Origin of the sequence: Phyllobacterium sp. YR620 (assembly GCF_900104165.1) — a bacterium.
In the GTDB taxonomy this organism is placed as follows: domain Bacteria; phylum Pseudomonadota; class Alphaproteobacteria; order Rhizobiales; family Rhizobiaceae; genus Phyllobacterium; species Phyllobacterium pellucidum.
Genome location: NZ_FNJP01000003.1, coordinates 217,078 through 244,005, shown reverse-complemented (window position 1 = coordinate 244,005; position 26,928 = coordinate 217,078). Strand labels below are relative to the sequence as shown.

General features: G+C 58.5%; 28 protein-coding genes. 11 read left to right on the top strand and 17 right to left on the bottom strand.

Going from position 1 to position 26,928, the window contains the following annotated elements:
• Window positions 1–163 precede the first annotated feature (163 nt).
• From BLR72_RS12965 to BLR72_RS12945, 5 genes are all read left to right on the top strand, one after another.
• Complete coding sequence (locus tag BLR72_RS12965) at window positions 164–829, top strand: nitroreductase (RefSeq protein WP_091922990.1); 666 nt, start codon at window positions 164–166, stop codon at window positions 827–829.
• Window positions 830–1,324: 495 nt separating this feature from the next.
• Window positions 1,325–3,007, top strand: a complete 1,683-nt coding sequence (locus tag BLR72_RS12960; RefSeq protein ID WP_091949606.1) for an arylsulfatase — start codon at window positions 1,325–1,327, stop codon at window positions 3,005–3,007.
• Between the two features lie 206 nt (window positions 3,008–3,213).
• Window positions 3,214–5,286: an ATP-dependent helicase gene (locus BLR72_RS12955; protein WP_091949137.1), complete on the top strand. Its 2,073-nt coding sequence runs from the start codon at window positions 3,214–3,216 to the stop codon at window positions 5,284–5,286.
• 133 nt (window positions 5,287–5,419) lie between these two features.
• Window positions 5,420–5,671, top strand: a complete 252-nt coding sequence (locus BLR72_RS12950; protein WP_027232403.1) for a hypothetical protein — start codon at window positions 5,420–5,422, stop codon at window positions 5,669–5,671.
• Window positions 5,672–5,686: 15 nt separating this feature from the next.
• Window positions 5,687–6,001 carry a hypothetical protein gene (locus BLR72_RS12945; protein ID WP_091949134.1) on the top strand — a complete coding sequence of 105 codons (315 nt, stop codon included), beginning with the start codon at window positions 5,687–5,689 and terminating at the stop codon, window positions 5,999–6,001.
• Between the two features lie 142 nt (window positions 6,002–6,143).
• Here BLR72_RS12945 and BLR72_RS12940 read toward each other — a convergent pair whose 3' ends face one another.
• From BLR72_RS12940 to BLR72_RS12915, 6 genes are all read right to left on the bottom strand, one after another.
• Window positions 6,144–6,701: a MerR family transcriptional regulator gene (locus tag BLR72_RS12940; protein ID WP_027232401.1), complete on the bottom strand. Its 558-nt coding sequence runs from the start codon at window positions 6,699–6,701 to the stop codon at window positions 6,144–6,146.
• A gap of 137 nt (window positions 6,702–6,838) precedes the next feature.
• Window positions 6,839–7,159, bottom strand: coding sequence for an integration host factor subunit alpha (locus tag BLR72_RS12935; RefSeq protein WP_008128366.1), 321 nt, complete (start codon window positions 7,157–7,159; stop codon window positions 6,839–6,841).
• A gap of 123 nt (window positions 7,160–7,282) precedes the next feature.
• Window positions 7,283–8,254, bottom strand: coding sequence for a beta-ketoacyl-ACP synthase III (locus tag BLR72_RS12930; RefSeq protein ID WP_027232400.1), 972 nt, complete (start codon window positions 8,252–8,254; stop codon window positions 7,283–7,285).
• The gene (gene plsX / locus BLR72_RS12925; RefSeq protein ID WP_091918934.1) at window positions 8,251–9,336 is read right to left on the bottom strand and encodes a phosphate acyltransferase PlsX; all 1,086 of its coding nucleotides are present in this window, start codon (window positions 9,334–9,336) and stop codon (window positions 8,251–8,253) included. Before plsX ends, BLR72_RS12930 begins: the two co-directional genes overlap by 4 nt.
• Before the next feature lie 200 nt (window positions 9,337–9,536).
• On the bottom strand, window positions 9,537–10,106 hold the full coding sequence (locus BLR72_RS12920; protein WP_091949131.1) for a YceD family protein: 570 nt from the start codon (window positions 10,104–10,106) through the stop codon (window positions 9,537–9,539).
• Window positions 10,107–10,120: 14 nt separating this feature from the next.
• Complete coding sequence (locus tag BLR72_RS12915; RefSeq protein ID WP_091949128.1) at window positions 10,121–10,675, bottom strand: ubiquinol-cytochrome C chaperone family protein; 555 nt, start codon at window positions 10,673–10,675, stop codon at window positions 10,121–10,123.
• A gap of 125 nt (window positions 10,676–10,800) precedes the next feature.
• Here BLR72_RS12915 and BLR72_RS12910 point away from each other — a divergent pair, with 125 nt between their 5' ends.
• Complete coding sequence (locus BLR72_RS12910; RefSeq protein ID WP_091949603.1) at window positions 10,801–11,328, top strand: outer membrane protein assembly factor BamE; 528 nt, start codon at window positions 10,801–10,803, stop codon at window positions 11,326–11,328.
• Between the two features lie 80 nt (window positions 11,329–11,408).
• Here BLR72_RS12910 and BLR72_RS12905 read toward each other — a convergent pair whose 3' ends face one another.
• The 11 genes from BLR72_RS12905 to BLR72_RS12850 form a co-directional block, all read right to left on the bottom strand.
• Window positions 11,409–13,562 carry a sodium-translocating pyrophosphatase gene (locus BLR72_RS12905; protein ID WP_091949125.1) on the bottom strand — a complete coding sequence of 718 codons (2,154 nt, stop codon included), beginning with the start codon at window positions 13,560–13,562 and terminating at the stop codon, window positions 11,409–11,411.
• 577 nt (window positions 13,563–14,139) lie between these two features.
• Entirely contained in the window at window positions 14,140–14,646 is a 507-nt protein-coding gene (gene nusB, locus BLR72_RS12895) for a transcription antitermination factor NusB (protein WP_091949122.1), read from the bottom strand.
• Window positions 14,647–14,648: 2 nt separating this feature from the next.
• Window positions 14,649–15,110 (bottom strand): 6,7-dimethyl-8-ribityllumazine synthase, encoded by a 462-nt coding sequence (gene ribH, locus BLR72_RS12890; RefSeq protein ID WP_027232392.1) that lies wholly within the window; start codon window positions 15,108–15,110, stop codon window positions 14,649–14,651.
• 33 nt (window positions 15,111–15,143) lie between these two features.
• The gene (locus BLR72_RS12885) at window positions 15,144–15,758 is read right to left on the bottom strand and encodes a riboflavin synthase (protein ID WP_091949119.1); all 615 of its coding nucleotides are present in this window, start codon (window positions 15,756–15,758) and stop codon (window positions 15,144–15,146) included.
• Window positions 15,759–15,768: 10 nt separating this feature from the next.
• Window positions 15,769–16,866, bottom strand: coding sequence for a bifunctional diaminohydroxyphosphoribosylaminopyrimidine deaminase/5-amino-6-(5-phosphoribosylamino)uracil reductase RibD (ribD, locus tag BLR72_RS12880; RefSeq protein WP_091949117.1), 1,098 nt, complete (start codon window positions 16,864–16,866; stop codon window positions 15,769–15,771).
• Window positions 16,867–16,870: 4 nt separating this feature from the next.
• Window positions 16,871–17,353 (bottom strand): transcriptional regulator NrdR, encoded by a 483-nt coding sequence (nrdR, locus tag BLR72_RS12875; RefSeq protein WP_027232389.1) that lies wholly within the window; start codon window positions 17,351–17,353, stop codon window positions 16,871–16,873.
• Between the two features lie 157 nt (window positions 17,354–17,510).
• Window positions 17,511–18,803 (bottom strand): serine hydroxymethyltransferase, encoded by a 1,293-nt coding sequence (gene glyA / locus BLR72_RS12870; RefSeq protein WP_091949114.1) that lies wholly within the window; start codon window positions 18,801–18,803, stop codon window positions 17,511–17,513.
• 281 nt (window positions 18,804–19,084) lie between these two features.
• Window positions 19,085–20,362, bottom strand: a complete 1,278-nt coding sequence (locus BLR72_RS12865) for a L,D-transpeptidase family protein (protein ID WP_027232387.1) — start codon at window positions 20,360–20,362, stop codon at window positions 19,085–19,087.
• A 329-nt stretch (window positions 20,363–20,691) separates the two neighbouring features.
• Window positions 20,692–21,207, bottom strand: coding sequence for a transcriptional regulator LdtR (locus BLR72_RS12860; protein ID WP_027232386.1), 516 nt, complete (start codon window positions 21,205–21,207; stop codon window positions 20,692–20,694).
• A gap of 162 nt (window positions 21,208–21,369) precedes the next feature.
• On the bottom strand, window positions 21,370–21,798 hold the full coding sequence (locus BLR72_RS12855) for a DUF6163 family protein (RefSeq protein WP_027232385.1): 429 nt from the start codon (window positions 21,796–21,798) through the stop codon (window positions 21,370–21,372).
• Complete coding sequence (locus tag BLR72_RS12850) at window positions 21,795–22,850, bottom strand: enoyl-CoA hydratase/isomerase family protein (RefSeq protein ID WP_091949112.1); 1,056 nt, start codon at window positions 22,848–22,850, stop codon at window positions 21,795–21,797. The genes BLR72_RS12855 and BLR72_RS12850 overlap by 4 nt, the downstream gene beginning before the upstream one ends.
• Before the next feature lie 154 nt (window positions 22,851–23,004).
• On the opposite strand from BLR72_RS12850, the gene hemB reads away from it, so the two are divergent.
• From hemB to BLR72_RS12825, 5 genes are all read left to right on the top strand, one after another.
• Window positions 23,005–24,042, top strand: coding sequence for a porphobilinogen synthase (hemB, locus tag BLR72_RS12845; protein ID WP_091949109.1), 1,038 nt, complete (start codon window positions 23,005–23,007; stop codon window positions 24,040–24,042).
• A 79-nt stretch (window positions 24,043–24,121) separates the two neighbouring features.
• Window positions 24,122–24,592 (top strand): RDD family protein, encoded by a 471-nt coding sequence (locus BLR72_RS12840; RefSeq protein ID WP_091949106.1) that lies wholly within the window; start codon window positions 24,122–24,124, stop codon window positions 24,590–24,592.
• A 70-nt stretch (window positions 24,593–24,662) separates the two neighbouring features.
• Entirely contained in the window at window positions 24,663–25,076 is a 414-nt protein-coding gene (locus tag BLR72_RS12835) for a hypothetical protein (protein WP_091949103.1), read from the top strand.
• Between the two features lie 110 nt (window positions 25,077–25,186).
• Window positions 25,187–25,933: an arginyltransferase gene (locus BLR72_RS12830; protein ID WP_027232381.1), complete on the top strand. Its 747-nt coding sequence runs from the start codon at window positions 25,187–25,189 to the stop codon at window positions 25,931–25,933.
• A 63-nt stretch (window positions 25,934–25,996) separates the two neighbouring features.
• A complete protein-coding gene (locus BLR72_RS12825; RefSeq protein ID WP_091949100.1) occupies window positions 25,997–26,896 on the top strand; it encodes a DMT family transporter in 900 nt (299 codons plus the stop codon).
• The last annotated feature ends 32 nt before the right edge of the window (window positions 26,897–26,928 follow it).

Sequence of the window (26,928 nt, the reverse complement as noted above, 5' to 3'; positions counted from 1 at the left end):
AGAAGCCCTAATGTTGGCGATGCTCGATAGGACCAAGGGCCTGTGGCAATGCCCTCACACGCATGAGGTCGCTAAACGTTTGATTTAGGCCTCCCAGACCACGGTGTGATTACAACCTCCATTGCAAAAAAAGTAAAAAACGCATCGCGGTATGGAGGCGATCATGGATGTGTATGAGGCAGTTGCAACCCGACGAGCGGTGCGCGGATTCAAAGACGAGCCTGTGTCGAGGGAATTGCTCGAGCGCGTGCTGTCCGCCGCGGCGTGGGCTCCGTCTGGATCGAATATCCAGCCGTGGAATACCTATGTGATGACCGGCGCGCCGTTGGCTGAACTCAAGACCGACGCCGTCGAGCGCGTGGCCCACGGCGACCCGTGGGACGAGCGACAGTACGAGATGTACCCGTCCGTGTTGAAGTCCCCCTACGCCGAGCGCCGATCCGCCTTCGGCAAGGAGCGCTACAGCGCGCTCGGTATTGCGCGCGAGGACTGGGAGGCGCGCCAGCGGGCAGCCATTGCCAACTGGAACTGCTTCGGTGCACCGGCCGCGCTGTTCTGCTATATCGACCGCGATCTGGGCCTGCCCCAATGGGCTGACGTCGGCATGTATCTGCAGACCGTGATGCTGCTGCTCCGCGCCGAAGGACTGCACAGTTGCACGCAGATGGCGTGGTCGCAGGTTCGCGAGTCGGTCGCGGAGGCCCTGTCACCTCCGGAAGGTCTCATCCTCTTCTGCGGCATGTCGATAGGTTACGAAGACCCCACGGTGAATTACCCCCGTACAGGCCGCGCGCCACTCGCCGAGACGGTCACGTTCGTCGGCGGTTAGTTGCTTACATCACGTACGCAACCCCTTCGTGCTCGAGCCCGACGGGAGGCTGGCGTTTCGACGCGCTTGCGGATTATCTAGGGCGCCTGGACCGCTCTAAGCTCAAGAACGTGCGTTCGGTCTCAATCCAGGCTGGTGTCGCATCTAGAGCAGCTCGCGGTCCGCCAGACGTATACTACTGTAAATTACTTCCAAACCAGCCACACCGGCGTCGTGGTGCTGATTACGCGCGAACAAATGCCCCGCAAGGCAGTATCGGGCTTTGCCACCGTCGCGTGAATGATCGAAGACAGCTTTATTCTTTTCCCAGGCCCGGCTCGCATAAAACGCCACCGGGAACAGAGACGCGCGCGCGGCACGTGGCTCACATCGCCATTGTCAGCTCTATCACCGCGTTTTGCGTCGAACTTGTCCTTTCAGCGCCTTGGCCATCCTGCAATGGCCCTTCGAGGGAGTAGAAGAATGAGAACGACACTGAAGAGCATGACGGCAGCGATAGCTGTTGCCGGTGGCCTTTTGGCTGGCACGGCGGCGGTACACGCGCAGGACGCCAAACCCAATATCCTTTTCATCATGGGGGACGATATTGGCTGGATGCAGCCGAGCATCTACCACCGCGGTCTGATGGTTGGAGAAACGCCCAACATCGATCGCATCGGCAATGAAGGCGCAATGTTCACGACCTACTACGCCGAGCAGAGTTGCACGGCAGGACGCAACGCCTTCTTCACCGGAATGCACCCGTTGCGAACGGGCATGATACCGCCACAACTGCCCGGCAGCCCGTCTTACCTCAAGCCAGGCACTCCATCTCTCGCATGGTTCTTGCGCGACCTCGGATACAACACGGGTGAGTTCGGCAAAAACCACCTTGGAGATCACACGGACGCCTTGCCGACAGCGCACGGTTTCCATGAATTTTGGGGCTATCTCTATCACCTCGATGCCATGCAGGGGGTAAGTTTCCCTGATATCAACAAGACCCCGACCGAGCAGACGATAGCCCCGCCCTGCCGGAACACGCCAATCCCTGGTCTCAAGGAAGACCCAGCTGCGGTCGATCCGAAAACGACGACGTGCTTGATGCCGCCACGACCCGTACTGGCTTGCAAATCCTCGGATGGCACCGGCGCCAACCAGACCTGCACCGACGAGGGCCCGCTGACACTGGAGCGCTCGAAGACGGTCGACGAGGAAATATCGAGCCACGTCATCGATTTCCTTGATCGCAACGATCCGAAGAAAACCAACAAGCCGTTCTTCGTCTGGTACAACCCCGCGAGAATGCACATAACCACCGTGCTTTCCGACAAGTATCTCGGGATGGTCGGCGAACCCGGCGGCAAGGACTGGGGTGTAAACGAGGCAGGCATGAAGCAGATGGACGACAACATCGGCTACGTGCTCAAGAAGCTCGAGGAAATGGGACAACTCGATAATACGATTGTTGCATTCACCACCGACAATGGTGCCGAAACGATCACCTATCCTGACGGCGGTACTACACCCTTCAAGGGTGGCAAGCTGTCGACCTGGGAAGGCGGGATGCGGGCGCCGCTCGTTGTGCGCTGGCCCGGCCACATCAAGCCCGGCACGGTGAAAAACGACATGTTCGCTTCCCTCGACTGGTTGCCAACCCTCGTTGACATTGCTGGCGGTCCTAAAGGCAATGAATTGAAGAGCGAAATCGAGAAGGGAACATATCCCGGGATTACCAAGACCACACTCGATGGCGTTAATCAGCGCGACTATCTTGAAGGAACGTCGGACAAGTCGGCCCGCGATACATTCTTCTACTATTCCGGCAAAGACCCGTCAGCCGTCCGCTACAAGAACTGGAAGATGTACTTCGCGATGGTATCCGATGCTCCGCAGGGATTCCTGACCGGTGTCATTCCGTATAGCTGGACACAGGTCGTCAATATCAAGCGCGACCCGTTCGAAACCTCTGTCGGCGATCAGATAAAGACGCTTTTCGGTATGGGCGGGGCAATCTCGGCTCCGGCGACTGCCTACGTCTACGACTGGAACATGCTCCCGATCGGCCAGGCATTGTGGCTCAAGGAACTCCAGAGCTATATCGACTTCCCGCCAATGCAGGACCCGGCGAGCTATAACCTCCAACAGGTGATCCAACAGGTTCAGGCGATGAAGCAAGCGCATCATCCAAGTGAATGACACGAATAATGCGGACGTCCCCTAGGGGCCGTCCGCATTCGGCGATTAGCCACTTCGGCTCAATTCACCTTTTGCCGTCGATATTCTCGCGACTACACGCCAAACGCGAAAGTTCTTCATTTGTTCGCAGGCCAAGCTGGAGTAGTCTTGCGCAACGACTCACCGCTGCCGCTACGCAGCCGACCGACTTGCCGCAATGAGGGACTATGGGCGCTGCCTATCTGGAGAAACTTAACCCCGAACAGCGGCTTGCCGTCGAATATGGAACACACTTGCTTCCATCGACCATTGGCGGGCCGTTGCTTGTCATTGCCGGCGCCGGATCCGGTAAAACCAACACGCTTGCCCACCGCGTGGCGCATCTCATCGTCAAAGGTACCGATCCACGGCGCATTCTTCTGATGACCTTCTCACGCCGGGCTGCCTCGGAAATGGCGCGACGGGTAGAGCGTATCTGTACGCAGGTGCTGGGCGCAAATGCCGGAGTCTTGACCGACGCGCTGGCCTGGGCGGGCACGTTTCATGGCATTGGCGCGCGCCTGCTACGCGATTATGCCGAACAGATCGGCCTCAATCCCGATTTCACGATCCACGACCGTGAAGACAGCGCCGATCTCATGAACCTTGTTCGCCACGAACTCGGTTTCTCTAAGACGGAAAGCCGTTTTCCGACCAAGGGAACATGCCTTGCCATCTATTCGCGCGTCGTCAACTCGGAGGTACCGCTCGCTGAGGTGCTGCAGGCATTCTTTCCCTGGGTGGCCGGGTGGGAGAAACAGCTGCGCGAGCTCTTTGCCGCCTATGTCGAAGCCAAGCAGCTGCAGAACGTCCTCGATTATGACGACCTGCTGCTCTACTGGGCGCAAACCGTCGGCGATCCGATGCTCGCGGAAGATATGGGCTGCCGTTGGGATCACGTTCTCGTCGATGAATACCAGGACACCAACCGGCTGCAGGCCTCGATTCTTTTGGCTTTGCGGCCGGCGGGCGTCGGTTTGACCGTCGTTGGCGATGACGCGCAATCGATCTATTCATTTCGCGCAGCGACCGTACGCAACATCCTGGATTTCCCTGCCACCTTCACCCCGCAGGCGAGTATCGTCACCCTTGACCGTAACTATCGCTCGACCCAGCCGATCCTTGCCGCAGCCAACGGCGTGATCGATCTGGCGCGAGAACGCTTTACCAAGAACCTCTGGAGCGAGCGCGAGTCGGCGGAGCGGCCGCGCATGGTGACCGTCAAGGACGAGGCGGACCAGGCCCGCTACATCGTCGAACAGGTACTCGAAAATCGCGAAACGGGAACCTTGCTGAAACAGCAGGCCGTGCTTTTCAGGACGTCGCACCACAGCGGCCCATTGGAAGTCGAACTGACGCGCCGCAACATTCCTTTCGTCAAGTTCGGCGGCCTCAAGTTCCTCGACAGCGCCCATGTGAAGGATATGCTTGCCTTGCTGCGTTTTGCGCAAAACCCACGCGACCGCGTTGCGGGCTTCCGGCTTATGCAGATCATCCCAGGCGTCGGCCCGACCTCGGCGCGCCGCGTTCTCGATGAAATGGCCGAGCAGCCCGATCCGCTCGGCGCGCTCGCGCAGATCGCCCCTCCTCCCCGTGCGGGCAATGACTGGTCAGCTTTCGTCAATGCGCTGAACGACTTGAAGCGCGGAACGACCTGCTGGCCTGCCGAACTCGAGCGTGCGCGCGCCTGGTACGAACCGCACCTCGACCGCATTCACGAGGATGCCGAAATACGCAAGACGGATTTGCTGCAACTCGAACAGATCGCCGCAGGATATGCGTCTCGCGAGCGTTTCCTCACGGAACTCACCCTCGATCCACCGGATGCGACGAGCGACCAATCGGGCGTTCCGCTGCTTGACGAGGACTACCTTATCCTGTCGACGGTCCACTCCGCCAAGGGACAGGAATGGAAATCCGTCTTTATCCTCAACGCCGTCGATGGCTGCATTCCGTCCGACCTCGGCGCCGGAACGACGGCCGAACTCGAGGAAGAGCGCCGCCTGCTTTATGTGGCGATGACGCGTGCCAAGGATAGCCTCCACCTCATCCTGCCGCAGCGTTTCTTCACACACGGCCAGAATTCACTCGGCGATCGCCACGTCTACGCGTCGCGCACGCGCTTCATCCCGGCAACTTTGCTGCAGTATTTCGAGAACCGGCCGTGGCCGGTGCACAACCGGGATCAGGAGGCGCGCGCCAAGGATGTTCGTAGCCAACGCGTCGATGTCGCCGCAAAAATGCGGGCAATGTGGCGGTAGGTCCTCGACCCTAGGTTGATCCGCTGTAAAACCCAGGGATGAAAGAGCAAAACGACCGGCACGCAGGCAATTAGCGCGGAACATTCGCGAGGCGCGGTCGTTATAGCTCTGTCAGTAATAGGAGCTCCCAAAAATGGCAATGTTTTCAAAGAATGCGGATGATATTCAAGGTGATGTCGAGGCGCAGATCGCTGCCCTGCGCAAGGAAATTTCCAAGATCTCCGCAAGTCTTCCCGATTTGACCAGCGAACGATTTGATGAAGTAAAGCGCATTGCGACGAAGCAGGCGAAACATGCAGCCGCCACAGCGCGCGAAAATCCCGTGGCTACCATCGCAATCCTGGCTGGCGCAGCGGTGCTGGTCGGCCTGCTCGCTCGGCGATAGAAGGACCGAAGCGCCATGGATGAAACAACCATTGAGAATGAGGCGGACAAGGTTCGCCTCAAGGCCGAAATTGCCGAGTTGAAGCGCGATCTTGCCGCCATCACCAAGACCTTGGCTGACAAGGGCGTGGAGCTGCTCGACGATTTTAGCGGCGACGATGATGACGACGAGACATCGACGCTCGACGATCTGCGGGAGCGCGGTCGCCGTGCTGCCATCGGCCTCGGGCATAAGGCGCGGCAGATCGCCGATACGCCGACCCAGAACTCGGTTTCAACGCTGATGATCATCGCCGGACTTGGCGTCATCATCGGCATGCTGGCGCGTTAAAAAATTATGAGGGTTCTTCGGAACCAATCCGCCAGATAGGCATTTAATAGGTGCTGGTTCCCAACCAGCAAGGCCGCACCCCACGGCCCAACCCCCAAGTCCCAGCTTTCATTCCGATGAAAGCTGGGCTTTTTTTGTAGGCTTATCGAACCTGATCGAGCAGACGTTTGCACTCCAAGAGGTCGAACAAGGTCTCCTGCAGAAGCGTGCGGTTGTCCTTGGAGAGGCGCTTGCCATCGGCCGCAACAGGCCCTTCCTCCTCGCCCTTGATCAGGCCGAAGAGCCGGCGCCCGTGGGCCGCAGGTTTCGGCGTTCCCATGACCGCGGCCTCCTCCGCAGCATCGACCCGATCCTGTTCGGCTGCTAGCGCTTCCTCCTGGCGGGCATTGGCCTGCTTTTGCTGGCTTATTGCTTCCGCTGCCGCCGTATCGCCGCTGCCAAGCGCAATGATGAACTGCGTTCCGTTTTCACGTAGAAGACGCTGCACGCCCTTGATCGTATAGCCTTGATCGTAAAGGAGATGGCGGATACCCTTGAGAAGGTCGACATCGAGCGGACGGTAATAGCGCCTGCCCCCACCGCGTTTCATCGGCTTTATGTGCGTGAACCGCGTTTCCCAGAAGCGCAGGACATGCTGGGGCAGATCGAGATCTTCCGCGACTTCGCTGATGGTTCTGAATGCGTCGGGGCTTTTGTCCATGTTTTCACCCTTTCAGGAGAAAATCTGATTCGACCTCCATTTTCAGCGATTTGCAATGCATAATTCAAGCGGAACGCGAGACTACCTCACAGCAATCTCGCGTAAAAGGACGCTTAAAGTTGCGGAATCGCCCGAATTCAGGCTGATTTCTTTTTGCGTGTCTGGTGGGAGCGGAGAATCCGCTGCTTGAGCACGTTGGATGCCTTGAACGTCATTACCCTGCGCGGCAGGATCGGGACTTCTTCCCCGGTCTTCGGATTGCGCCCGATGCGTTCATTCTTGTCCCTTACCTGGAACGTGGCGAACGACGACAATTTAACTGTCTCGCCACGAACAATTGCGTCACATACCTCATCGAGGATTGTTTCGACGAGTGAAGCTGACTCCGTTCGCGATAGTCCTACCTTGCGGTAGACCGCCTCGGCCAGATCAGCACGCGTAATGGTCTTACCCCCCATACGATCTCAAAGCTCTCGTTTGTTGCAAATCTACCAGGTGATAGCGGAAGTTATAGGATGAAAACCGATCGGGCAAGCAGCTTGGAAGAGTTCGTCGGCCAATCCACGGACCCGGTCGTCCTGCTACCAGCGTAGCAGAACTGCACCCCACGTAAAGCCCCCGCCCATGGCCTCGAGCAGCACGAGATCGCCTTGCTTGATACGTCCGTCCGCAACAGCCGTCGCAAGCGCTAAGGGTACTGAAGCGGCTGATGTATTTCCGTGCCGGTCAACGGTGATGACAACCTTTTCTTCGGCCAGATGCAGCTTCTTTGCGGAGGCGTCGATGATGCGCTTGTTGGCTTGGTGCGGCACGAACCAGTCGATGTCCTCGGCAGTAATTCCTGCCTCGGAAAACGAGGCTTCGATCACGTCCGTGATCATGCCGACCGCATGCTTGAAGACCTCCCTGCCCTCCATCCGCAGGTGGCCGACAGTCTGGGTCGTCGACGGTCCGCCATCGACGTAAAGCTTGTCCTTGTGCGAGCCGTCGGAGCGCAAATTGGCCGTCAGCACGCCGCGATCGGAGGTAAGCCCACGGCCTTCATTGGCCTCAAGGATGATGGCACCGGCGCCGTCACCGAACAGCACACAGGTCGTGCGGTCATTCCAGTCGAGGATGCGCGAGAATGTCTCGGAGCCGATCACCAAAACGCGCTTTGCCATGCCGCCGCGAATATAGAGGTCGGCTGTTGCAACCGCGTAGACGAATCCGGAGCAGACCGCCTGCATGTCGAATGCAAAACCGTGCGTCATGCCCAGCCGGGCCTGGATATTGACCGCCGTAGCCGGAAACGTGTTGTCGGGAGTCGATGTTGCGAGAATGATGAGATCGATATCTGCCGGCGTCATGCCCGCATTGTCGAGAGCGGCGCGCGCTGCCGCCTCGCCCAGCGATGCGGTGGTTTCACCCTCACCCGCAATGTAACGCTGCCTGATGCCGGTGCGCTGGACGATCCATTCGTCCGAAGTTTCGACAATGCCTTCGAGATCAGAATTCTTTACCAGGCGCGCCGGCGTGGCCGCCCCTATACCTTTAACAACGGAACGGATCATTTACTTCCCTGTTCTATTTCAACCTCGGCGTCGCTTTCGGTTTCATCCTTGAACGCCACACCGACCGGGCTCTTATGGAAATGGGTAAGATCCGCCGCGATCTTGTCCAGAAGCTTGTTGTGGGCCATGTCATAGCCGACGTCGATCGCCGAAGCAAAGCCGAGAGCATCGGTACCGCCATGGCTCTTGATGACGACGCCGTTGAGACCGAGGAAGACGCCGCCATTGGTCTTGCGCGGGTCCATCTTCTCCCGCATGCGATCAAAAGCGCCTTTGGCAAAAAGGTAGCCGATCTTGGCCATCAGCGTGCGGTTCATCGCATCGCGCAGATACTGCGTATATTGCTTGGCCGTACCTTCAGCGGCTTTCAGGGCTATGTTACCGGCGAACCCCTCGGTCACGACGACATCGACCGTACCCTTGCCGATATCGTTGCCTTCGACAAAACCGTAATATTCGAGCGTGGGCAAAGGTATCTCGCGCAGGATGCGCGCAGCATCCTTGACGTCGTCCTGTCCCTTGATCTCCTCAACGCCTACGTTGAGCAGGCCGATCGTCGGACGCTTGATTTCAAAAAGCGACCGGGCCATCGCCGCGCCCATGACAGCATAATCGACGAGCTGCTGAGCGTCGGCGCCAATCGTTGCACCAATGTCGAGTACGATGCTCTCGCCCTTCAGGGTCGGCCAGATACCGGCAATCGCCGGCCGCTCGACATTCGCCATTGTACGCAGGCAGAATTTCGACATGGCCATCAGGGCGCCGGTATTGCCGGCCGAAACGCAGACATCCGCCTCGCCGGTCTTCACCGCCTCGATCGACCGCCACATAGACGATTTCCAACGCCCGTTGCGCAAGGCCTGGCTCGGCTTTTCATCCATGCGTACAGCAACGTCGCAATGATGCAGGGTCGATGCATTGGACAATGCCTGGTGGCGGGCAAGGATCGGAGCCACCTCTGCCTCACGCCCAAAGACCACGAACCTGATGTCAGGATGGCGCTCCAGCGCCGTTGCCATGCCGGGGATGACGACCTCTGGACCGAAATCACCGCCCATGGCGTCAATGGAAATTCTGATCACTCTCGATTGTCCTGTCTGGTTCAGTGCCTGTGCATGGCGTTCTTTGAAAAGACTCGGGGAAAATAGACATTTTGCGTAGGCGCACAACTGATTTCTGCCCAATCATAGGCGCGCTCGACCCACTAAGCTTGAATACTCGTCCCAATCCTTGGTCTTGTCTCAACTCCCTGACACCATCTACCCGCAGGATGAGATAGCGATCAAGTCTTCTGTTTCCAATCCTTGAGAGCCGCAAACGGGTTGGCTGGCTTTACGTCTTCCTCATCGTCCGATCCGACGTCAACAACGAGGGGCGGCGCAGCCTCCATGCCCTCCTTGCGCGGATAAGGATCGACAGCCAATTCGAAGAATTCTTCTGCGATTGCCCCAACGTCGAGCTTATCGCCGGAAAATGTCTCAGGTATGTCGGGGCCATCCGCACTGATGATCAGTTCGCCATTCTCATCGAGCGGAAGACGTGCGAGTCGCGAATTCTCCGGTACGAAGAGCGTGTCGACGTCCGTATCGATCGTCGTTTCGATCGGTTCTAGCGTCACGACGCAAGCCTGGACGATTTCCGCCTGTACCTTCCCGCGCACGCGGATCCCGTCCTTCTTCCACGGTACCACCTGCAGTTCCGCTTTGAAGGATTTAACATCTTCCAAATCGTGAAAATCGCGCATGGCGTCACGCTCTTTTTTATCCGCCTCGATTTTGACGTTGAGGCCTTTCTGCGGAAGCCGCTGCACTGAGACTTGATAACTTAGGGTTCCATCCGAGTTTCTCGACATCGCATTTCCTCCTATCAAAGCGGCGTATCGTCGGTGCTGGCATCAGGAAACGTAACCCTGCCGTCCACGATATTATCATCCAATTGCCCATCGAGGTGGCGTGCCGTGCGTTCGACATAGGCGGCTAGCGCGGGCGCGCCTGTCCAGCCGACACTGTCCGGACGCACATTGCGGGCGAGCGCCGCGATGAGCGCCGGATGGTCATTCGTTTCCAATGCGCGATCATACGACTCGATGCGCCCGTAGAACATGCGCGCAAGTTTCTTCATGCGCTTCGGCACACCGGAATCACCGATGCCCAGTTCGCGCAGCGAATGGTCGACATCGCGGAAGAATTCGTCGGTAACCTCCTGGCCAACGGGCTTCAGCGCGGGGACCCTGTCCTTGATGCGGCGCATGAACAGGAAAACATGCAGCGACAACATCTCGTAGCGTCCGAGCGGAGTATCCGGCACTTCAAGGTCAGAATAAAAATAGGGCTGCCGCGCCGCTGCCACGATCGCATCGTAGAGGGCAATTGTAATCGCCTCATTTGCTTTGGCCTTGCGGCTAAATAGACTGAGAATCATAGAGTTGTGCCTTGACTTGAGTCTTCCTCGCAGCACTTTTGCCGTGTTGCATCGGAGTTCAAGGTGGTTTACCGAGTTTCTGCGGGCAGCGAAAGACTTGCGCCCAGATTCAAATGGAGATGTCGTTGCTGCAGCGGATTTTCAAGACCGAGCGTACGCGTGAGTGCGTTCTCGTTGGAACACTTATTTTGACTGCCGGGGTGTCCGGCTGCAACACTGCCGCCCTCAAGCTCGCACCGACAGAGACCTTGACGCAAGGCTATGTTCTCGACGAGAAGGCGCTCGAATTCGTGCCGGTTGGCTCAAGCCGCGAACAGGTCATCCTGTCGCTTGGCAGCCCGTCGACCACGGCGACCTTCGACAATGAAGTCTTCTATTATATTTCGCAGAAGCGTCAGCGTTCGGTTGCCTTCATGATGCCGCGCGTGACCGACCGGCGGATCCTTGCGGTCTATTTCGACAAGGATGGCAAGGTTTCCAGCATCTCCAATTATGGTCTGCAGGACGGCAAGGTCTTCGACTTCATCTCGCGCACGACCCCGACTGGCGGCAAGGACCTCTCCTTCCTCGGGCAGATGCTGCAGGGTGTCAGCAAGACTCCAAGTTCGCTGCCGAGCGCCGGCCGCACGCCAACCGGCGGCGCACCGGACTGATCCGGCGACCGCGATTTACGAGGCACAAATGAAAAACCCGCGAAGCAGCTTCGCGGGTTTTTCGTTTTTGCTGGCAGGTGTCAGTGGGCCAGCACCGCCAAGAGCAGCAAGGCCACGATGTTGGTGATCTTGATCGCCGGATTGACTGCGGGACCCGCCGTATCCTTGTATGGATCGCCAACGGTATCGCCGGTGACGGACGCTTTATGTGCCTCCGAGCCCTTCATGTGGCGGGTGCCGTCCTTGCCGACAAAGCCGTCCTCAAACGACTTCTTGGCGTTATCCCAGGCACCACCACCCGAGGTCATCGATATTGCAACGAAGATGCCGTTGATGATGACGCCGAGCAGCGAGGCACCGAGCGCGGCAAAGGCGGAGGCCTTGGAACCCGATATCAGCAGCACGCCGAAGTAAACCACGAGCGGCGCAAGCACCGGCAGCAGCGAGGGAACAACCATTTCCCGGATCGCCGCCTTGGTCAGAATATCGACCGCACGCGCATAGTCAGGCCGTTCGGTGCCGAGCATGATGCCGGGCTTTTCCCGGAACTGGCGACGCACCTCCTCGACCACCGATCCCGCCGCACGGCCGACGGCTGTCATCGCAATGCCGCCGAAAAGGTAGGGAATGAGACCGCCGAAGATGAGGCCTGCAACGACATAGGGATTGGAAAGGTCGAAGGAGACCGCCCCGATGCCCTTGAAGTAGCTGAATGCAGTCGCGCCTTCCTTGTTGGCTTCGCTGATGAAGTATTGAAGGTCGTTGCTATAGGCTGCAAACAACACCAGCGCGCCAAGGCCGGCAGAGCCGATGGCGTAGCCCTTGGTGACGGCCTTCGTCGTATTGCCAACGGCGTCGAGAGCATCGGTGGATTTACGCACGTCCGGATCGAGGCCCGACATTTCGGCGATGCCGCCGGCATTGTCCGTTACCGGGCCGAATGCATCGAGCGCAACGATCATGCCGGCAATGCCGAGCATCGCCGTCACCGCAATACCGGTTCCGAAGAGGCCGGCGAGCTGATAGGTGGAGATGATGCCGCCGACAATGACGAGCGCAGGCAAAGCGGTCGACTCAAGCGAAACAGCCAAGCCCTGGATCACGTTGGTGCCGTGACCGGTGATCGATGCCTGGGCGATCGAATTCACCGGACGCTTGTTGGTGCCGGTATAATATTCGGTGATGACGACAATCAGGCCGGTTACGACGAGACCGATAATACCGCAGAAGAAGAGGTTCGTGCCGGTGATGGCTCGCCCGGCCACGGCGCCAAACTCGCCCCAGCCGACGGTCATCGACGTTGCGACGCCGAGGCCGACGATCGACAGGAGCCCCGTCACGATCAGGCCCTTGTAGAGGGCACCCATGATGGAGTTGTTGGCGCCGAGCTTTACGAAGAACGTGCCGGCAATCGAGGTGATGATGCAGGCACCGCAGATGGCCAGCGGATACAGCATGACCTGCCCGAGAACAGGTGTCGCGCCGAAGAAAATCGCGGCAAGCACCATCGTTGCGACGATCGTCACGGCGTAGGTCTCGAAGAGATCGGCAGCCATACCGGCGCAGTCGCCGACATTGTCACCAACATTGTCGGCAATCGTTGCGGGGTTGCGCGGATCATCTTCGGGAATTCCAGCTTCAACCTTGCCGACGAGGTCGCCGCCAACATCTGCACCCTTGGTGAAGATGCCGCCGCCAAGGCGGGCGAAGATCGAAATAAGGGAAGCGCCGAAACCAAGCGAAACGAGGGCGTCTATTACCGCGCGATCAGCTGCAGGAAGGCCGAGCGGACCGGTCAGGACCCAGAAATAGACGGAGACGCCGAGAAGCGCGAGCCCGGCAACGAGCATGCCGGTGATTGCTCCCGATTTGAAGGCTATCTCGAGACCAGCAGCCAGACTACGGGATGCAGCCTGCGCCGTGCGCACATTGGCGCGGACTGAGACGTGCATGCCGATGAAGCCGGCAAGGCCTGAAAGCACCGCGCCGATCAGGAAGCCGATGGCGGCCGTCGCGCTCAGGAGATACCAGACGGCGACAAAGACGACGATGCCGACAATGGCGATCGTGGTGTACTGACGTGTGAGATAGGCCTGTGCACCTTCGCGGATCGCACCGGCGATTTCTTGCATGCGCGCATTGCCCTGGTCCGCCGCGAGCACCGATTTGGTGGCCCAGATAGCGTAAACGATAGACAGCAGACCGCAGGCAATGACCAGAAATAGTATTGTCATGCCACTCCCTCAGATTTTGACCGGAAAACCCCTCCCCGGGTCAGGTTCGGTACGGCACTCGAAATCTGCCAGGCCGGCAGAGACGCGACCGTATGTGTAAGGAGTAACGAAGCAAATGCGAAACCGTCAAGGTCTTTCGCAACTTAGCGGAATGCGAGACGAAAGTAGGGATTGCGAACAGTAGGGGGAGTGATCAATCTTAACAAAAGAATTCATTTGAATGAGTTGGCCTTGAACGTGATCTATAATGAACGCGTGAAGTTATTTGCGACCGTTTTAAATGGCCTCGGTGTCGCGATTTTCGCGGTCGGTGGATTCGCTCCACTCGTTTCGAGTCTGAACGGCACAATCGGACCGACAAGATTTCTCGCATTTGTGAGCGCAATTTGTGTTGTGATCGCATTCACCCTACATTACTTGGCGAGCACTTTCCTCACGAGGATGAGACCATGACGACGCTGCAGATGCTTTCGTTCTTCATAGCGCCGGTCAGCGCCGTGCTCTTCGCCCTGCTTGCGTTCTACGTTGTCGATCGCAACCAACGGCGCAAACCGCGCGACCGTTGAGGGCCGCACCTCTACCGCTGCGGGCCCTTTACGCCCTTGCTTGCACCGCGAATCTCAAATGCCAGCCGGTCGAGAACGGCGTTGACGAGCTTCGGCTCGTCCTCATTGTAGAACGCCTTGGCGATGTCGACATATTCAGAGACGATGACGGCCGTCGGCACATCGACCCGGTCCTTCAATTCCCAAATCCCGGCGCGCAAGATGGCGCGAAGCGTCGAATCGAGCCGTGACAAGGGCCAATCCTCGAGCAGTGCCTGATGTATGAGCGGATCGAGCACCTTCTGCTCGGCGACGACACCTGAGACGATACCGCGAAACCACTGCGGATCTGCATCGAGATATTGGTTGCCGTCCACTTCCTTGCCGAGGCGGTGCGCCTCATATTCGGCAACGACCTCGAGAACACCCGTACCGGCAACGTCCATCTGGTAAAGGGCCTGCACGGCGGCAAGGCGGGCAACGCCACGCTTGTTGGCGGTCTTTGCGGCAGGGCTATGCCCCTCTTTGGCGGAAGGCATCGTCAGGCTCCAAGCTTTTCCTTGATGGCGATCATGGTCAGTGCAGCGCGCGCCGCGAAGCCGCCTTTGTCGCCTTCGCCGCGCTTTGCACGCGCCCACGCCTGTTCGTCATTCTCGACCGTGAGAATGCCATTGCCGATGGCAATGCTTTCATTGACGGAAAGATCCATCAAGCCGCGCGACGATTCATTGGCAACAATATCGAAATGGTACGTCTCACCGCGAATAACCGTCCCGAGGGCGACAAAGCCATCATATTCCCTGCCACCTTCGACAGCAGCATCGAGAGCAAAAGAAATGACGGCCGGAATCTCCAGTGCACCCGGCACGGTGATCACCTCATAGGTCGCGTTCGCCTCGTCGAGGGCGCCCTTGGCGCCAGCCAGCAGCGCGTCAGCGAGATCGTCATAGAATCGTGCTTCCACGATCAACAGATGTGGCGCATGCGCCTGACTTTTGGACATGAATGCTCCAACGGAAATGAGGTGGCGTTGGTCCTAGGCCGATTTCGGGTATTCCGCAAGTCGTGCGGCGTATCTCGCCATCTGATCGATCTCGATATTGACCTTGTCGCCAACCTTGCGCTCGCCCCAGGTCGTAACTTCCAGCGAATGGCGGATAAGGAGCACGTCGAACTCGTTGCCATTGACGCCGTTGACGGTCAATGACGTACCGTCCAGGGCAACCGACCCCTTCTGCGCTATGAAACGCGCGAGATGCCCGGGAACCCGAAGCGTGAACCGGACGGCATCGCCCTCGTCTTCGCGCTTGATGAGTTCCGCCATTGCATCGACATGCCCGGAGACGAGATGTCCTCCCATTTCATCGCCAAGTTTCAAGGATCGTTCCAGATTGATACGCGAGCCGGTTCTCCAGCCGGCTATGCTGGTAAGGCGCAGCGCCTCTTCCCAGGCCTCGACTTCGAACCAGCGGGCATTCGAACCTTTTTCCGGCAAGGTGGTTACAGTCAGGCAAACGCCGGAACAGGCGATCGATGCGCCAATTTCGATCGTCTGCGGATCATAATTGGTTTCGACACGCAGCAGCACGCCCTCGTTGAGCGGCTTTACCTGACCGATCCGGCCGATATCCGTTACAATACCTGTGAACATTCATGTTTTCCTAGGTCGATCTGACATATTCGCGATAGCGGTCTTTCCCAAAGCGAAATTCGTTCAGCTGCTTGAAATCACGCGCGATATGGGGGTTGAGATCAGGACCTGCAACCCCCGCCTTACTACCAATCACAACCGCACCCTCAAAGAGCGCAATCCTGTCAACGAGGTTCTCGTTAAGCAACGAGGTCGCGACGGCCGCTCCACCCTCGACCATCACGGTTGAAAGTCCCTGAGCAGCGAGGTCCTCCAGGAGCTCCGGCAGGGCGGTTGCGCCGCAATCGGTCTCGGTCGCCAGTATCCTGCAGCCCGCGGCAGCGAGTGCCCGGCGCTTGGCTGGATCAGCATCCGCCCGCGCCGCAACCCAGACAGGAACGTTCGCGGCCGTTCGCACAAGTTCGCTGTCGATCGGCAGACGCAGATGGCTGTCCAGCACGATGCGGATCGGCGAGCGCGCTTCAAGGCCGGGGAGACGGCAGGTCAATTGCGGATCGTCGCTCAGTACTGTGCCGATGCCGACGAGAATAGCGTCGGATTCGGCCCGCATCAGATGCACATGCGCACGTGAAACGCTGCCGGTGATTGGCACCTGCCCCTCGCCCGCCCTACCCATGTAGCCGTCGCTGGAAAGGGCAAGTTTCAGAGTCACTTCGGGGCGTTTCTTCGCTGAGCGAATAAGGTAGCCTGCGAGGTAGTCCGCCGCTTGCGCCGCCAGGACGTTTTCCTCCACTTCGATACCGCCAGCGCGCAGGATGGCATAGCCCTTTCCCGATACCCGGTCGTCAGGGTCGGTGGCTGCAGCAACGACGCGGGTCACACCGGCCGTTACCAGCGCGTTGGCGCAGGGTGGCGTCTTACCATGATGAGCACAAGGTTCGAGGGTGACATAGGCGGTTGAGCCGCGGGCTTCCTCGCCAGCTTCGGCCAAGGCTTGCGTCTCCGCATGCGGGCGTCCACCAATTGCGGTCACCCCACGCCCGACGATCACGCCGTTCTTGACGATGAGGGTGGCTACCGATGGGTTGGTTCCCGTGAGGCCCTGATGCGTGCGCGAAAGGCGTATCGCCGCTTCCATGTAGCGGCGGTCAAGCTCGGATGCCGCCATTTGTTCAGTCTTCCTCGACCCGTTCGGCAACCGTGTCGCCAGAGGTGATCTCGTCGATCACATCGTGGAAATCCCTGGCTTCGCGAAAATTGCGGTAGACCGAGGCAAAGCGGATATAGGCGATGTCATCGATGCCTTTCAGCGCATCCATGACCAGCCGCCCGATTTCGTCGGACGCGACCTCCGGTTCTCCCGAACTTTCGAGTTGGCGTACGATGCCGGAGACGGCACGCTCGACGCGATCGGGATCGACCTGACGCTTGCGCAGCGCAACTTCCACTGAACGCATGAGCTTGTCCCGGTCGAAGGCAACCTTGCGGCCGCTCTTCTTGATGACCGTCAGATCGCGCAACTGCACGCGCTCAAAGGTGGTGAAGCGCCCGCCGCAGACCGAGCAGACACGTCTTCTCCGGATTACCGCTCCGTCTTCTGCCGGACGGGAATCTTTCACCTGGGTGTCTTCGGATTGGCAATAGGGACAACGCATCGACGAGCTTTCTGAACAACTTCATGTTCGCAAGAGACAGGGCCCGAAGATAATGATTTTCTTGCGAAGTTAAAAGCGGTCGGGCGGAGAGGACTGTGAACGGACCGTTCGATCCGCCACATTCCCCCCGCCCATCCATATCAATCCGGCGCGCGCCTCAGCCCAGGTAGGGGTAAAGCGAGAAACGGTCGGTCAATGAGATGACCTTCCGCTGCACGGCTTTTTCCACGGCGGCATTGCCCTCATCGGAATTCGCGACCTTGAGACCGTCGAGCACTTCGGAAATGAGATTGCCGATTTCGGTGAATTCGGCCGGACCGAATCCGCGTGTCGTGCCGGCCGGGGTGCCGAGACGAACGCCCGACGTCACGAACGGCTTTTCCGGGTCGAACGGAATACCGTTCTTGTTGCAGGTGATGTTGGCGCGGCCAAGCGCGGCCTCGGCGCGCTTGCCGGTCGCATTCTTGGGACGAAGATCTACGAGCATCAGATGGTTGTCGGTACCGCCGGAAACGATGTCGAGCCCGTTCTTCTTCAGCGTCTCGGCAAGCGTCTGCGCATTGGTGACGACGTTCTTGCCATAGGTCTTGAAGTCCGGCTTCAGCGCTTCGCCGAAGGCGACTGCCTTGGCGGCGATGACGTGCATCAGCGGCCCGCCCTGCAAGCCGGGGAACACGGCGGAATTCATCTTCTTGGCGATCTCGGGATCGTTGCAGAGGATCATGCCGCCGCGTGGACCGCGCAGCGACTTGTGCGTGGTGGTGGTCACGACATGCGCGTGCGGAAGCGGCGAAGGGTGTACGCCGGCAGCAACGAGACCCGCGATATGCGCCATGTCGACCATGAGGTAAGCGCCGATGGAATCGGCAATCTGGCGGAAGCGCTGCCAGTCCCAGACCCGTGAATAGGCCGTGCCGCCCGCAAGGATAAGCTTGGGCTTGGTCTCATGCGCCTTCTTCTCGATGGCGTCCATGTCGAGGAGGTGATCGTCCTCACGCACGCCGTAGGAAACGACGTTGAACCACTTGCCAGACATGTTGACCGGCGAGCCGTGGGTAAGGTGGCCGCCAGAATTGAGATCGAGGCCCATGAACGTGTCGCCCGGCTGCAGCAGCGCCAGGAACACGGCCTGGTTCATCTGGCTGCCGGAGTTCGGCTGAACGTTCGCGAATTCGCAGCCGAACAACTGCTTGGCGCGCTCGATGGCGAGTTCTTCGGCAATATCGACAAATTGGCAGCCGCCATAATAGCGCTTGCCCGGATACCCCTCGGCATATTTGTTGGTCATGATCGAGCCCTGGGCTTCGAGCACGGCACGGGAGACGATGTTTTCCGAGGCGATCAGCTCGATTTCATGCCGCTGACGACCAAGTTCCTTGCGGATTGCGCCGAAGATTTCCGGATCGACTTCTTCGAGCGGTGCGTTGAAAAAGGTATCTGCGTTCGACATGGTGTCTCAACCTCATTTGCCGGTGGGAACAGTTACGTGATTGCGGCGCATTATCATACTTAAACCGGCAAGGCCAATGGCCGGGAGACGAAAAGCAATAGCCGGAAACCGCCATGGGTATGGAAATGAGTTAGGCCCGCTCAATCCGGGCTTTCGCCAAGGTCGATCCTCGGGACAAGCCAGAAGGATGACGGAGAGTTGGGCACGAGAATTCACATTGCCTTCGTCAGAAAAAAGACCGCCCGAAGGCGGTCTTTTCCAGTTATCCAGAGGTCAATCGCTCAAGTATTCGTGCCGATAGAAAGCGCGGCCTGTCCGTCGCGCTCGTAAATATCGTCGCGCAAGTGAACGACCCCGTCGCCGGTCGACCACGCTGTCACGTAGACGAAGTGCAGCGGCACCGGGTTACTGACGTTGATCGGCGTGTTGACGCCGGTCTTGATGGTCGCTTCCATCGTCTGGCGATCCCAGCCCGCCGTATCGCGCAGCAACCATACGTTCAGATCGCGCACGTTCTGTACGCGGACACAACCGGACGATTCGAAGCGCATCAACTTGTTGAATACGCCCTGCTGCGGCGTATCGTGCATATAGACGGCATAGGGGTTCGGGAAATTGATCTTCGTCGATGACATGGCGTTGATCTTGCCCGGATCCTGGCGGAACATCAGCTTGACGGCATCATCCGTATTCCAGTCGACCTGTTCCGGCGGAACTTCCTGACCCTGCTGGTCGAAGAGGCGAATCTTGTTGCGCGTCAGATAAGTCGGGTCCTTGCGCATCAGCGGAATGATGTCTTTTTCGATGATCGACTTCGGCGCGGTCCAGTAAGGATTGAGAATGACCTCGTGGATCTTGGAATCGAGGATTGGCGTCTGACGATCGATCTTGCCGACGATTGCGGTATGGCGCTGGACGACGCGGCCGCCCTCCACTGCCTCGAGCTGCGCAGCCGGAATGTTGACCATGACGTAACGTGGGCCCTGGTCGGCGGCGGCCAAAGTGCGAACACGTTCGAGGTTGGTCTGCAGCTGTCCGAGGCGGATATCGGCGGGGACATTCATTGCAGCCAGCGAATACTGCCCCATGACGCCATCGGCAGGCAGACCGTGCCGGGCCTGGAAGCGCTTAACAGCGGCATCAACATAGGTATCGAACGAATTGGAGATGCCTGCGCTCTCCGAAAGGTCGCCTGCGATCATCAAGCGCTTGCGCATGACGGCGACTGAAGGGTCGACGACGCCAAGCTGCAGCTTGACCGTGGTATCGACGCGCGGCCAACCGCCATTGCTGACGATCTGGTTATAGGTGTTGATGGCGTTTTGGATGAAAGAAGCCGTCTCCGGGCTTGCGATCGGCTGGAAGCTTGCGACCTTGCCCTTTGATGTCGAGCGCGCGTCGAACTGATCATCCCAGTTGCCGCGGCGCGGCGCCGCCAGAATCTCGCCGATATCGCTTTGCTGGGCGAATGCCGACGTTGTTGCCGCGGCGAAACCAGCAGTTGCCACGCCTCGCAGGAATGCGCGGCGATCAATTGCCGATGATCCGAATTTCTTCATGTTGTGTCCAACCCTTGGAAGTACTGCGGCCAATGCCACCTGCAACGCAAGATGAGCGGTTACGATTATCCAGAATTACCAGCAACTACTTTAACAAACAGCAATTTTAACGCTGATCGCGCAATCGTGATGCCGATCACGCCTCTCCAGCTGTCCGCCGTATTTCGCTGAGCATGCAATGACTTCGTCGATTTCCACGCCATTATGGCGGATTAATGACCCTAGGCCATGGGAAACGCACTGACTTGAAGAACCCCACAGAACAATGGTCAAAGCCCGCCCTCGCATGCAGCGAAGCCGGGCTTTTGCAGTGGAGACACTGTTAGAGCTTACATGCGGTAGGCGATGCTGTCGTTCCAGAAGCGATCGAGACGCTGGAGGGCCTTGTTCATCGACTGGAATTCTTCCGCCTTGATGCCGCCGACATGTTCGATCGACGCGATATGGCGCTCGTAGAGACCCGCCACCAGTTCCGCGACTTCCGTCCCCTTGTCCGTCAGGCTAACCCGAACGGAGCGACGATCGGTGCGGGACCGTTCATGCGAGATGAAGCCAAGCTCGACCAGTTTCTTCAGATTGTACGAAACGTTCGAGCCTAGATAGTAGCCGCGGCTGCGCAGTTCGCCGGCCGTCAGTTCAGCATTGCCGATGTTGAAAAGCAGCAATGCCTGGATAGCGTTGATGTCGCTGCGGCCGTTACGGTCGAATTCATCCTTGACGACGTCAAGCAAACGTCGATGCAAACGTTCTACCAACTGAAGTGCTTCAAGATAAAGTGTCCGCAACGCAGTATCACTGGGTGTCGAACGCTGGTTCTCACCAGACTTTCTCTGTGTGTTGTTCATAATACCTGCCTCACTGTTGTTTCGGTGTATTTTTCTCACCGTTGAGGCAACACTATCGAATACGCATAAAATTCGACTTAAAACACAGACTTAACAGTACCTTACCTCGGCTCAATCAATTTCAGGCTTAATGAAGACTTACGCCTCGCCTTAAAAAGCGCCCTATCGCCGGGGCTTGGCCTGGCGTCTTTTCTGCACGAACAGCAGGATCCTGAAGGCGATATAGAGAAGGGCCACGCCGCCGTGGATGATGGCAATCTGAGGCTTGTAGAAGAAATATCGGGAGAAAGTCGTGAACATCAATGTTTCGCCGAGCGCGGCGACGAACCAGATGACCGGGCCCCAGGAGACCATCATCCAGAGCCCTGTCGCTGCCACCGGATAGAGCACCGCGAGCGATACCGAGGCAACTTTCCATTGCCACGGCATAAGGTCGAAGCGCCACAGCATGCCCTCGTAATAACCGCTGATCTGCGCCCAATACCCTATGCCCGCCACGATACAGTAGATGGCGACGAGCCGCAGGAACCAGACAAAGCCCAGTTGCGTCAGCGTCGGGTCGAATGGCAGATGCGTCGGCCTCTCGTTCATGCCAGCTTCAGTTCACGCTCACCGAGGAGGGCGAAATAGGCGTCCACCATCTCCGGCGTCACCTCGTCAATCGAGGCCGGCTGCCACACGGGCGCATTGTCCTTATCGACGAGAAGCGAGCGGACGCCTTCATAAAAATCATGGTTTTCGAGCATGCGCGACAATATCCGGTACTCCATCTGCATACATTGATCCATTTCAAGATGCCCGCCCTCGGCGATCTGCCTGAACGTCACGTGCAGGCTGGTCGGAGAACGGGTCTTGATAAGTTCAAGGATCTGCTGCGCCCATTCGTTTCCGTTGACCCCTGAGGCGGCGAGCCGGATGAGGCAGCCGCCCAAGGTCTCCGAATCGAAGAGCACGCCGATCATATCGCGCGTTTTCTCAGGTGTTTCATAGTCCGGGTTGATGGTTTTTCCCCCTAAGGCCACTTCGGGCTTGCCGGTCCTGATCAGGCTGCGCCTGACCCTCTCCTTGTCTTCGGCCTTGATCGCGTGGGTAGCGATCCCGCTCTGCAGGCAGTCGCCCTGCCGGATTCGATTGCCCGTCAGGGCGAGATATGTGCCGAAATGTTCGGGCAGATGCGGGAGAAAGGCGCTGCCGCCGACATCGGGGAAAAAGCCGATGCCGACTTCGGGCATGGCAAAAAGTACATTCTCGGTGACGACCCGGTGCGAACCGTGCACCGATATTCCGACGCCGCCACCCATGACGATGCCGTCGATCAGGGAAACATATGGCTTGGGAAAATGCCGGATATAGGCATTGAGGCGATACTCGTCGGCGAAGAACTCGTAGAGCGGCTCTCCCGCCTTGCCGGCGTGATAAACCGCAAGAATATCGCCGCCCGCGCAAAAAGCCCTGCCCTCGCCCTCGACGATCACGCAATGGACGTCGGAATCGGTCGACCAGGCGACAAGGGCGCGGTGCATCGCATTGACCATCGTCTGCGTCAGTGCATTGAGGGCTTTCGGCCGTGTCAGCCGGACGAGCCCTGCCTTGCCGCGTCTTTCGAACAGCACCTCGCCCGCCCCACCAAAGTCGATTTCCATTCGCCCCTCCAAGCTTGAGCATGCGAGGTTAGGAAACTCAAGCGTGCCGCGTCAATGGATCCCACATCACCCCAAATATCTTGGTAGACGGCTGCTTCCCTGTTAGAACCATTACAAACAGAGGAAATGCCCGCTATGGCGGGTCAAGGCAACGATGAACAAATACCCAGCTTTCGCGGGCCCCCAGGGCCGGACCGTGGATGAAATTACACAAGGCCGCCGCCTGCGCCGGATGCGCAAGGCCGATTGGTCACGGCGGCTCGTTCAGGAAAACCAGCTGACAGTCAATGACCTCATCTGGCCAATCTTTCTGTGCGAGGGCGAAAACCGGCGCGAAGACATTGGCGCGATGCCGGGGGTCCAGCGCTTTTCGGTTGACATGGCGGTTCGGGAAGCGGAGCGCGCGGCAAAACTTGGCATTCCGGCGATCGCCACCTTTGCTAATATCGATCCGGCGCTGCGCGACGAGACGGGCTCGGGCATTCTCGACCCCGACAATCTCATCAATCGCGCGACCCGCGCCATCAAGGATGCTGTGCCGGAAATTGGCATGATCACCGACGTTGCCCTCGATCCCTTCACCAACCACGGGCATGACGGCATCCTGCGCGACGGCATCATCGTCAATGATGAGACCGTCGAACAGATCACCAAGGGGGCCGTGCTTCAGGCGGCAGCCGGGGCCGATATCATTGCGCCGTCGGACATGATGGACGGCCGTATCGGCGCCATCCGCGAGGCACTCGACCACAACGGCTTCCAGGATGTCGCCATCATGGCCTATGCGACCAAGTTTGCATCGGCCTTTTACGGTCCTTACCGCGAAGCCATCGGAACATCCGGCCGGCTCAAGGGCGACAAGAAGACCTATTATATCGATCCCGCCAATACGGACGAGGCGGTGCGCGAAGCGGAACAGGACCTGGCTGAGGGCGCGGATTCACTGATGGTCAAGCCCGGCCTTCCCTATCTCGATATTATCCGCCGGCTGAAGGATGCCTTCGCGATGCCGACGTTCGCCTATCAGGTGTCGGGCGAATACACTATGATAAAGGCGGCGGGCGCCAATGGCTGGATCGACGAAGAGCGGGTCATGATGGAGACGCTGCTCGCGTTCAAGCGGGCGGGCTGCGACGGAATTCTCACCTATTTCGCACCGATCGTTGCCGAGCGGCTAAAGGCGGGCGCCTGACTGCTCCTTGATTTTTTATTCCCGAGTTCCCAATTTCAGCGCAACGGCATTCTGTCGCCGGTTTGAAACGGAAAACGAAATGAACACCGAAACGCTTGATGGCGAAATCGTAACCAGCCGCCTTGATGACTGGCGGCTCTATCAGGGCGTGCGGACGAGCCGCGCCTTCGCCTTCCTCATCGACTATGTGATCGTGTTCTTCCTGTGCATTCCGGTGGCGATCCTCATTGCAATTCTCGGCGTCGCGACGCTCGGCCTTGGCTGGACGCTCTACGGCATCATGTTCCCCGCCGTCGCCCTCGCCTATGTGGCAACGACACTTGGCGGGCGACGTCAGGCGACCAAGGGCATGCAGATGATGGGCATCAAGCTCGAACGGCTCGACGGCCAGAAGGTCGATGGCCTGCTCGCCGTCGTCCATACTGTGCTGTTCTGGGGCCTGAACGTGGTGTTGACGCCGCTCATCCTGCTCGCAACATTCTTCCTCGACCGTAAGCGAACTGTGCACGACCTTCTTCTTGGGACGGTTGTCGTCCGCGCGTACAGCTAATTTCGAGGCTCCTTTAGCCGTAATAATTCAGGACCTTCGCTTTTCGAGGGCCGCTTTCAAGGTAGTACAAATGATGAAAATGCGTTTATCCGCGCTCGCTTTTGCGGCGCTCGCAATCTATGGGCTCGGCACGATTCCGGGCATGGCGGCATCGCCGGCCGGCCGCTATTGCGGTGAAATGATTTCAGACGGCGACTATCGCGACGTCGAGACGATATTGAACGTCGACAAGGCGGGCCACATCAACGGCACCTATGAAGCCGGTGATTCCGCGGGGCGGCTTGTCGGTAAGCTTGCTGAAAAGGACGATGGAACCGGAACCTCGCGGTCGCTGATCTGGACCGACAAATATGGAACCGGCCGGCTCGACCTTCATTTTTCTGATGACTACAAGCAATTCAACGGACGTTGGGGCGCATCGAAGGACGGCAGATTCGATGCTGTCAGCCATAGCTGGACCGGGGCTGCCTGCGGTGCGAATTGAGCAATACTACAGGGACGAAGACTTTCATTGCTGAATACAATATTATTCAATTGACGTTTCGGACGGTCATACGATTCTATTAGCTATTGAAGACCGTCCCAGGGCATGGAATGACGCACCAACCACAGCAGTCACCACAGTTTTTCCTGACAGCACCTTCGCCCTGTCCCTATCTGGAGGGGCAGCTGGAGCGCAAGGTCTTCACGCATCTTGTCGGCGGGCGCGCCAGCGAGCTCAATGATCTGCTGACGCAAGGCGGTTTCCGCCGCTCGCAGAACATCGCCTACCGTCCTGCCTGCGAAAACTGCCGCGCCTGCGTCTCCGTGCGCATCCTTGCCGGCGAGTTCAAGCAGGACAAGTCGATGCGCCGCGTCTGGAATCGCAACCGCGACCTGATCGGCAATATTCACCACGCGGAGCCCTCCACTGAGCAATATGCTCTGTTCCGGCAATATCTCGATGCCCGCCATAACAAAGGCGGCATGTCGGAGATGTCGGTTCTCGACTATGCGATGATGATCGAGGACACGCATGTGCCGACGCAGATCATCGAATACCGACGCCGCGGTCCGGACTCATTCATTACCAAGAAGGGCGAAGGCGAACTTATTGCCGTCGCGCTCACCGATATCATGGGCGATGGCCTGTCGATGGTCTATTCGTTCTTCAATCCCGAACACGCCAGCCGCTCGCTTGGCACCTTCATGATCCTCGATCATATCCAGCGCGCCGCCGCCGCAGGACTTCCCCACGTCTATCTTGGCTACTGGGTGGCGGGCTCGCGCAAGATGCAATACAAGATTCGCTACAAGCCCCAGGAGCATCTCGGCCCCAAGGGGTGGGAACGCCAAGACTGATCTATCCAGCCTGCCCTAACACTGCCCTGGCATGCGGCAAATAAAGCAATTCGGAAAAGCCGCATGTCCCAGCTTCACCTCGACCATCGCAAGGGTTTGCTCATAACCGGCCTTGGCGGCCTTATCCTGACGGCGGACATTCCGCTATTGCGGCTTGGCCATGGAGAAACCTGGTCGACATTGTTGCTGCGCAGCGCAACGACCTTCATCAGCGCCTTCCTCATCTGGCTGATCTGGAGCCTTGCGACGGGAAAGTGGCGGCCGATTGTTCCGGGCGCCGTCGGTTATGTCGTCGCCGGTCTCTACGGCCTGACCTCGATCACCTTCATGATTGCCGTCTACAATACCAAGACAGCAAACCTCGTGTTCATTCTTGCGCTCAACACGGTGTTTTCGGCGCTCCTGTCCTGGATATTCCTCAAGGAGCGGCCGAAACCTGCAACTTTTGCAGCCATGTTCTTCATGCTGGTCGGCGTCAGCATTATTGTTCGCGAAGGGCTTTCCTCCGGCCATCTTTTCGGCGATCTGGTCGCCCTGCTCTCGACCTTCATCCTGTCATCGGCAATCACGGTCAGCCGTGCCTCGGGCAAGGACATGGGATTTGCCGCGATCATCGGCACTGCGCTTCCCATGGCGGTGGCGGCGTTCATGGTTGCCCAGAACGGCTATTCGGTTGCAGTCCCGGGCTGGATCATATTCAACGGCGCTGTCGTGACGACGCTGGCATTCCTTTGCCTTGCCACCGGCCCGAAGTTCATCTCGGGACCCGAAGTCGCGATGTTCTATCTGCTTGAAACCGTGCTGACGCCAATCTGGGTGTGGATGATCTTTGCCGAGCGGCCGAGCGATCCGACCCTTGTCGGGGGGCTGATCATCATCACCGCCCTCGTCTGCCACTCGCTCTGGCAGATGTACCACAGCCGCCGGATAGCGAGATTGGGAGCACTGCGGCATCCAGTGTGATTTAGTCGAATATACCCTGATCTCGAGAATTC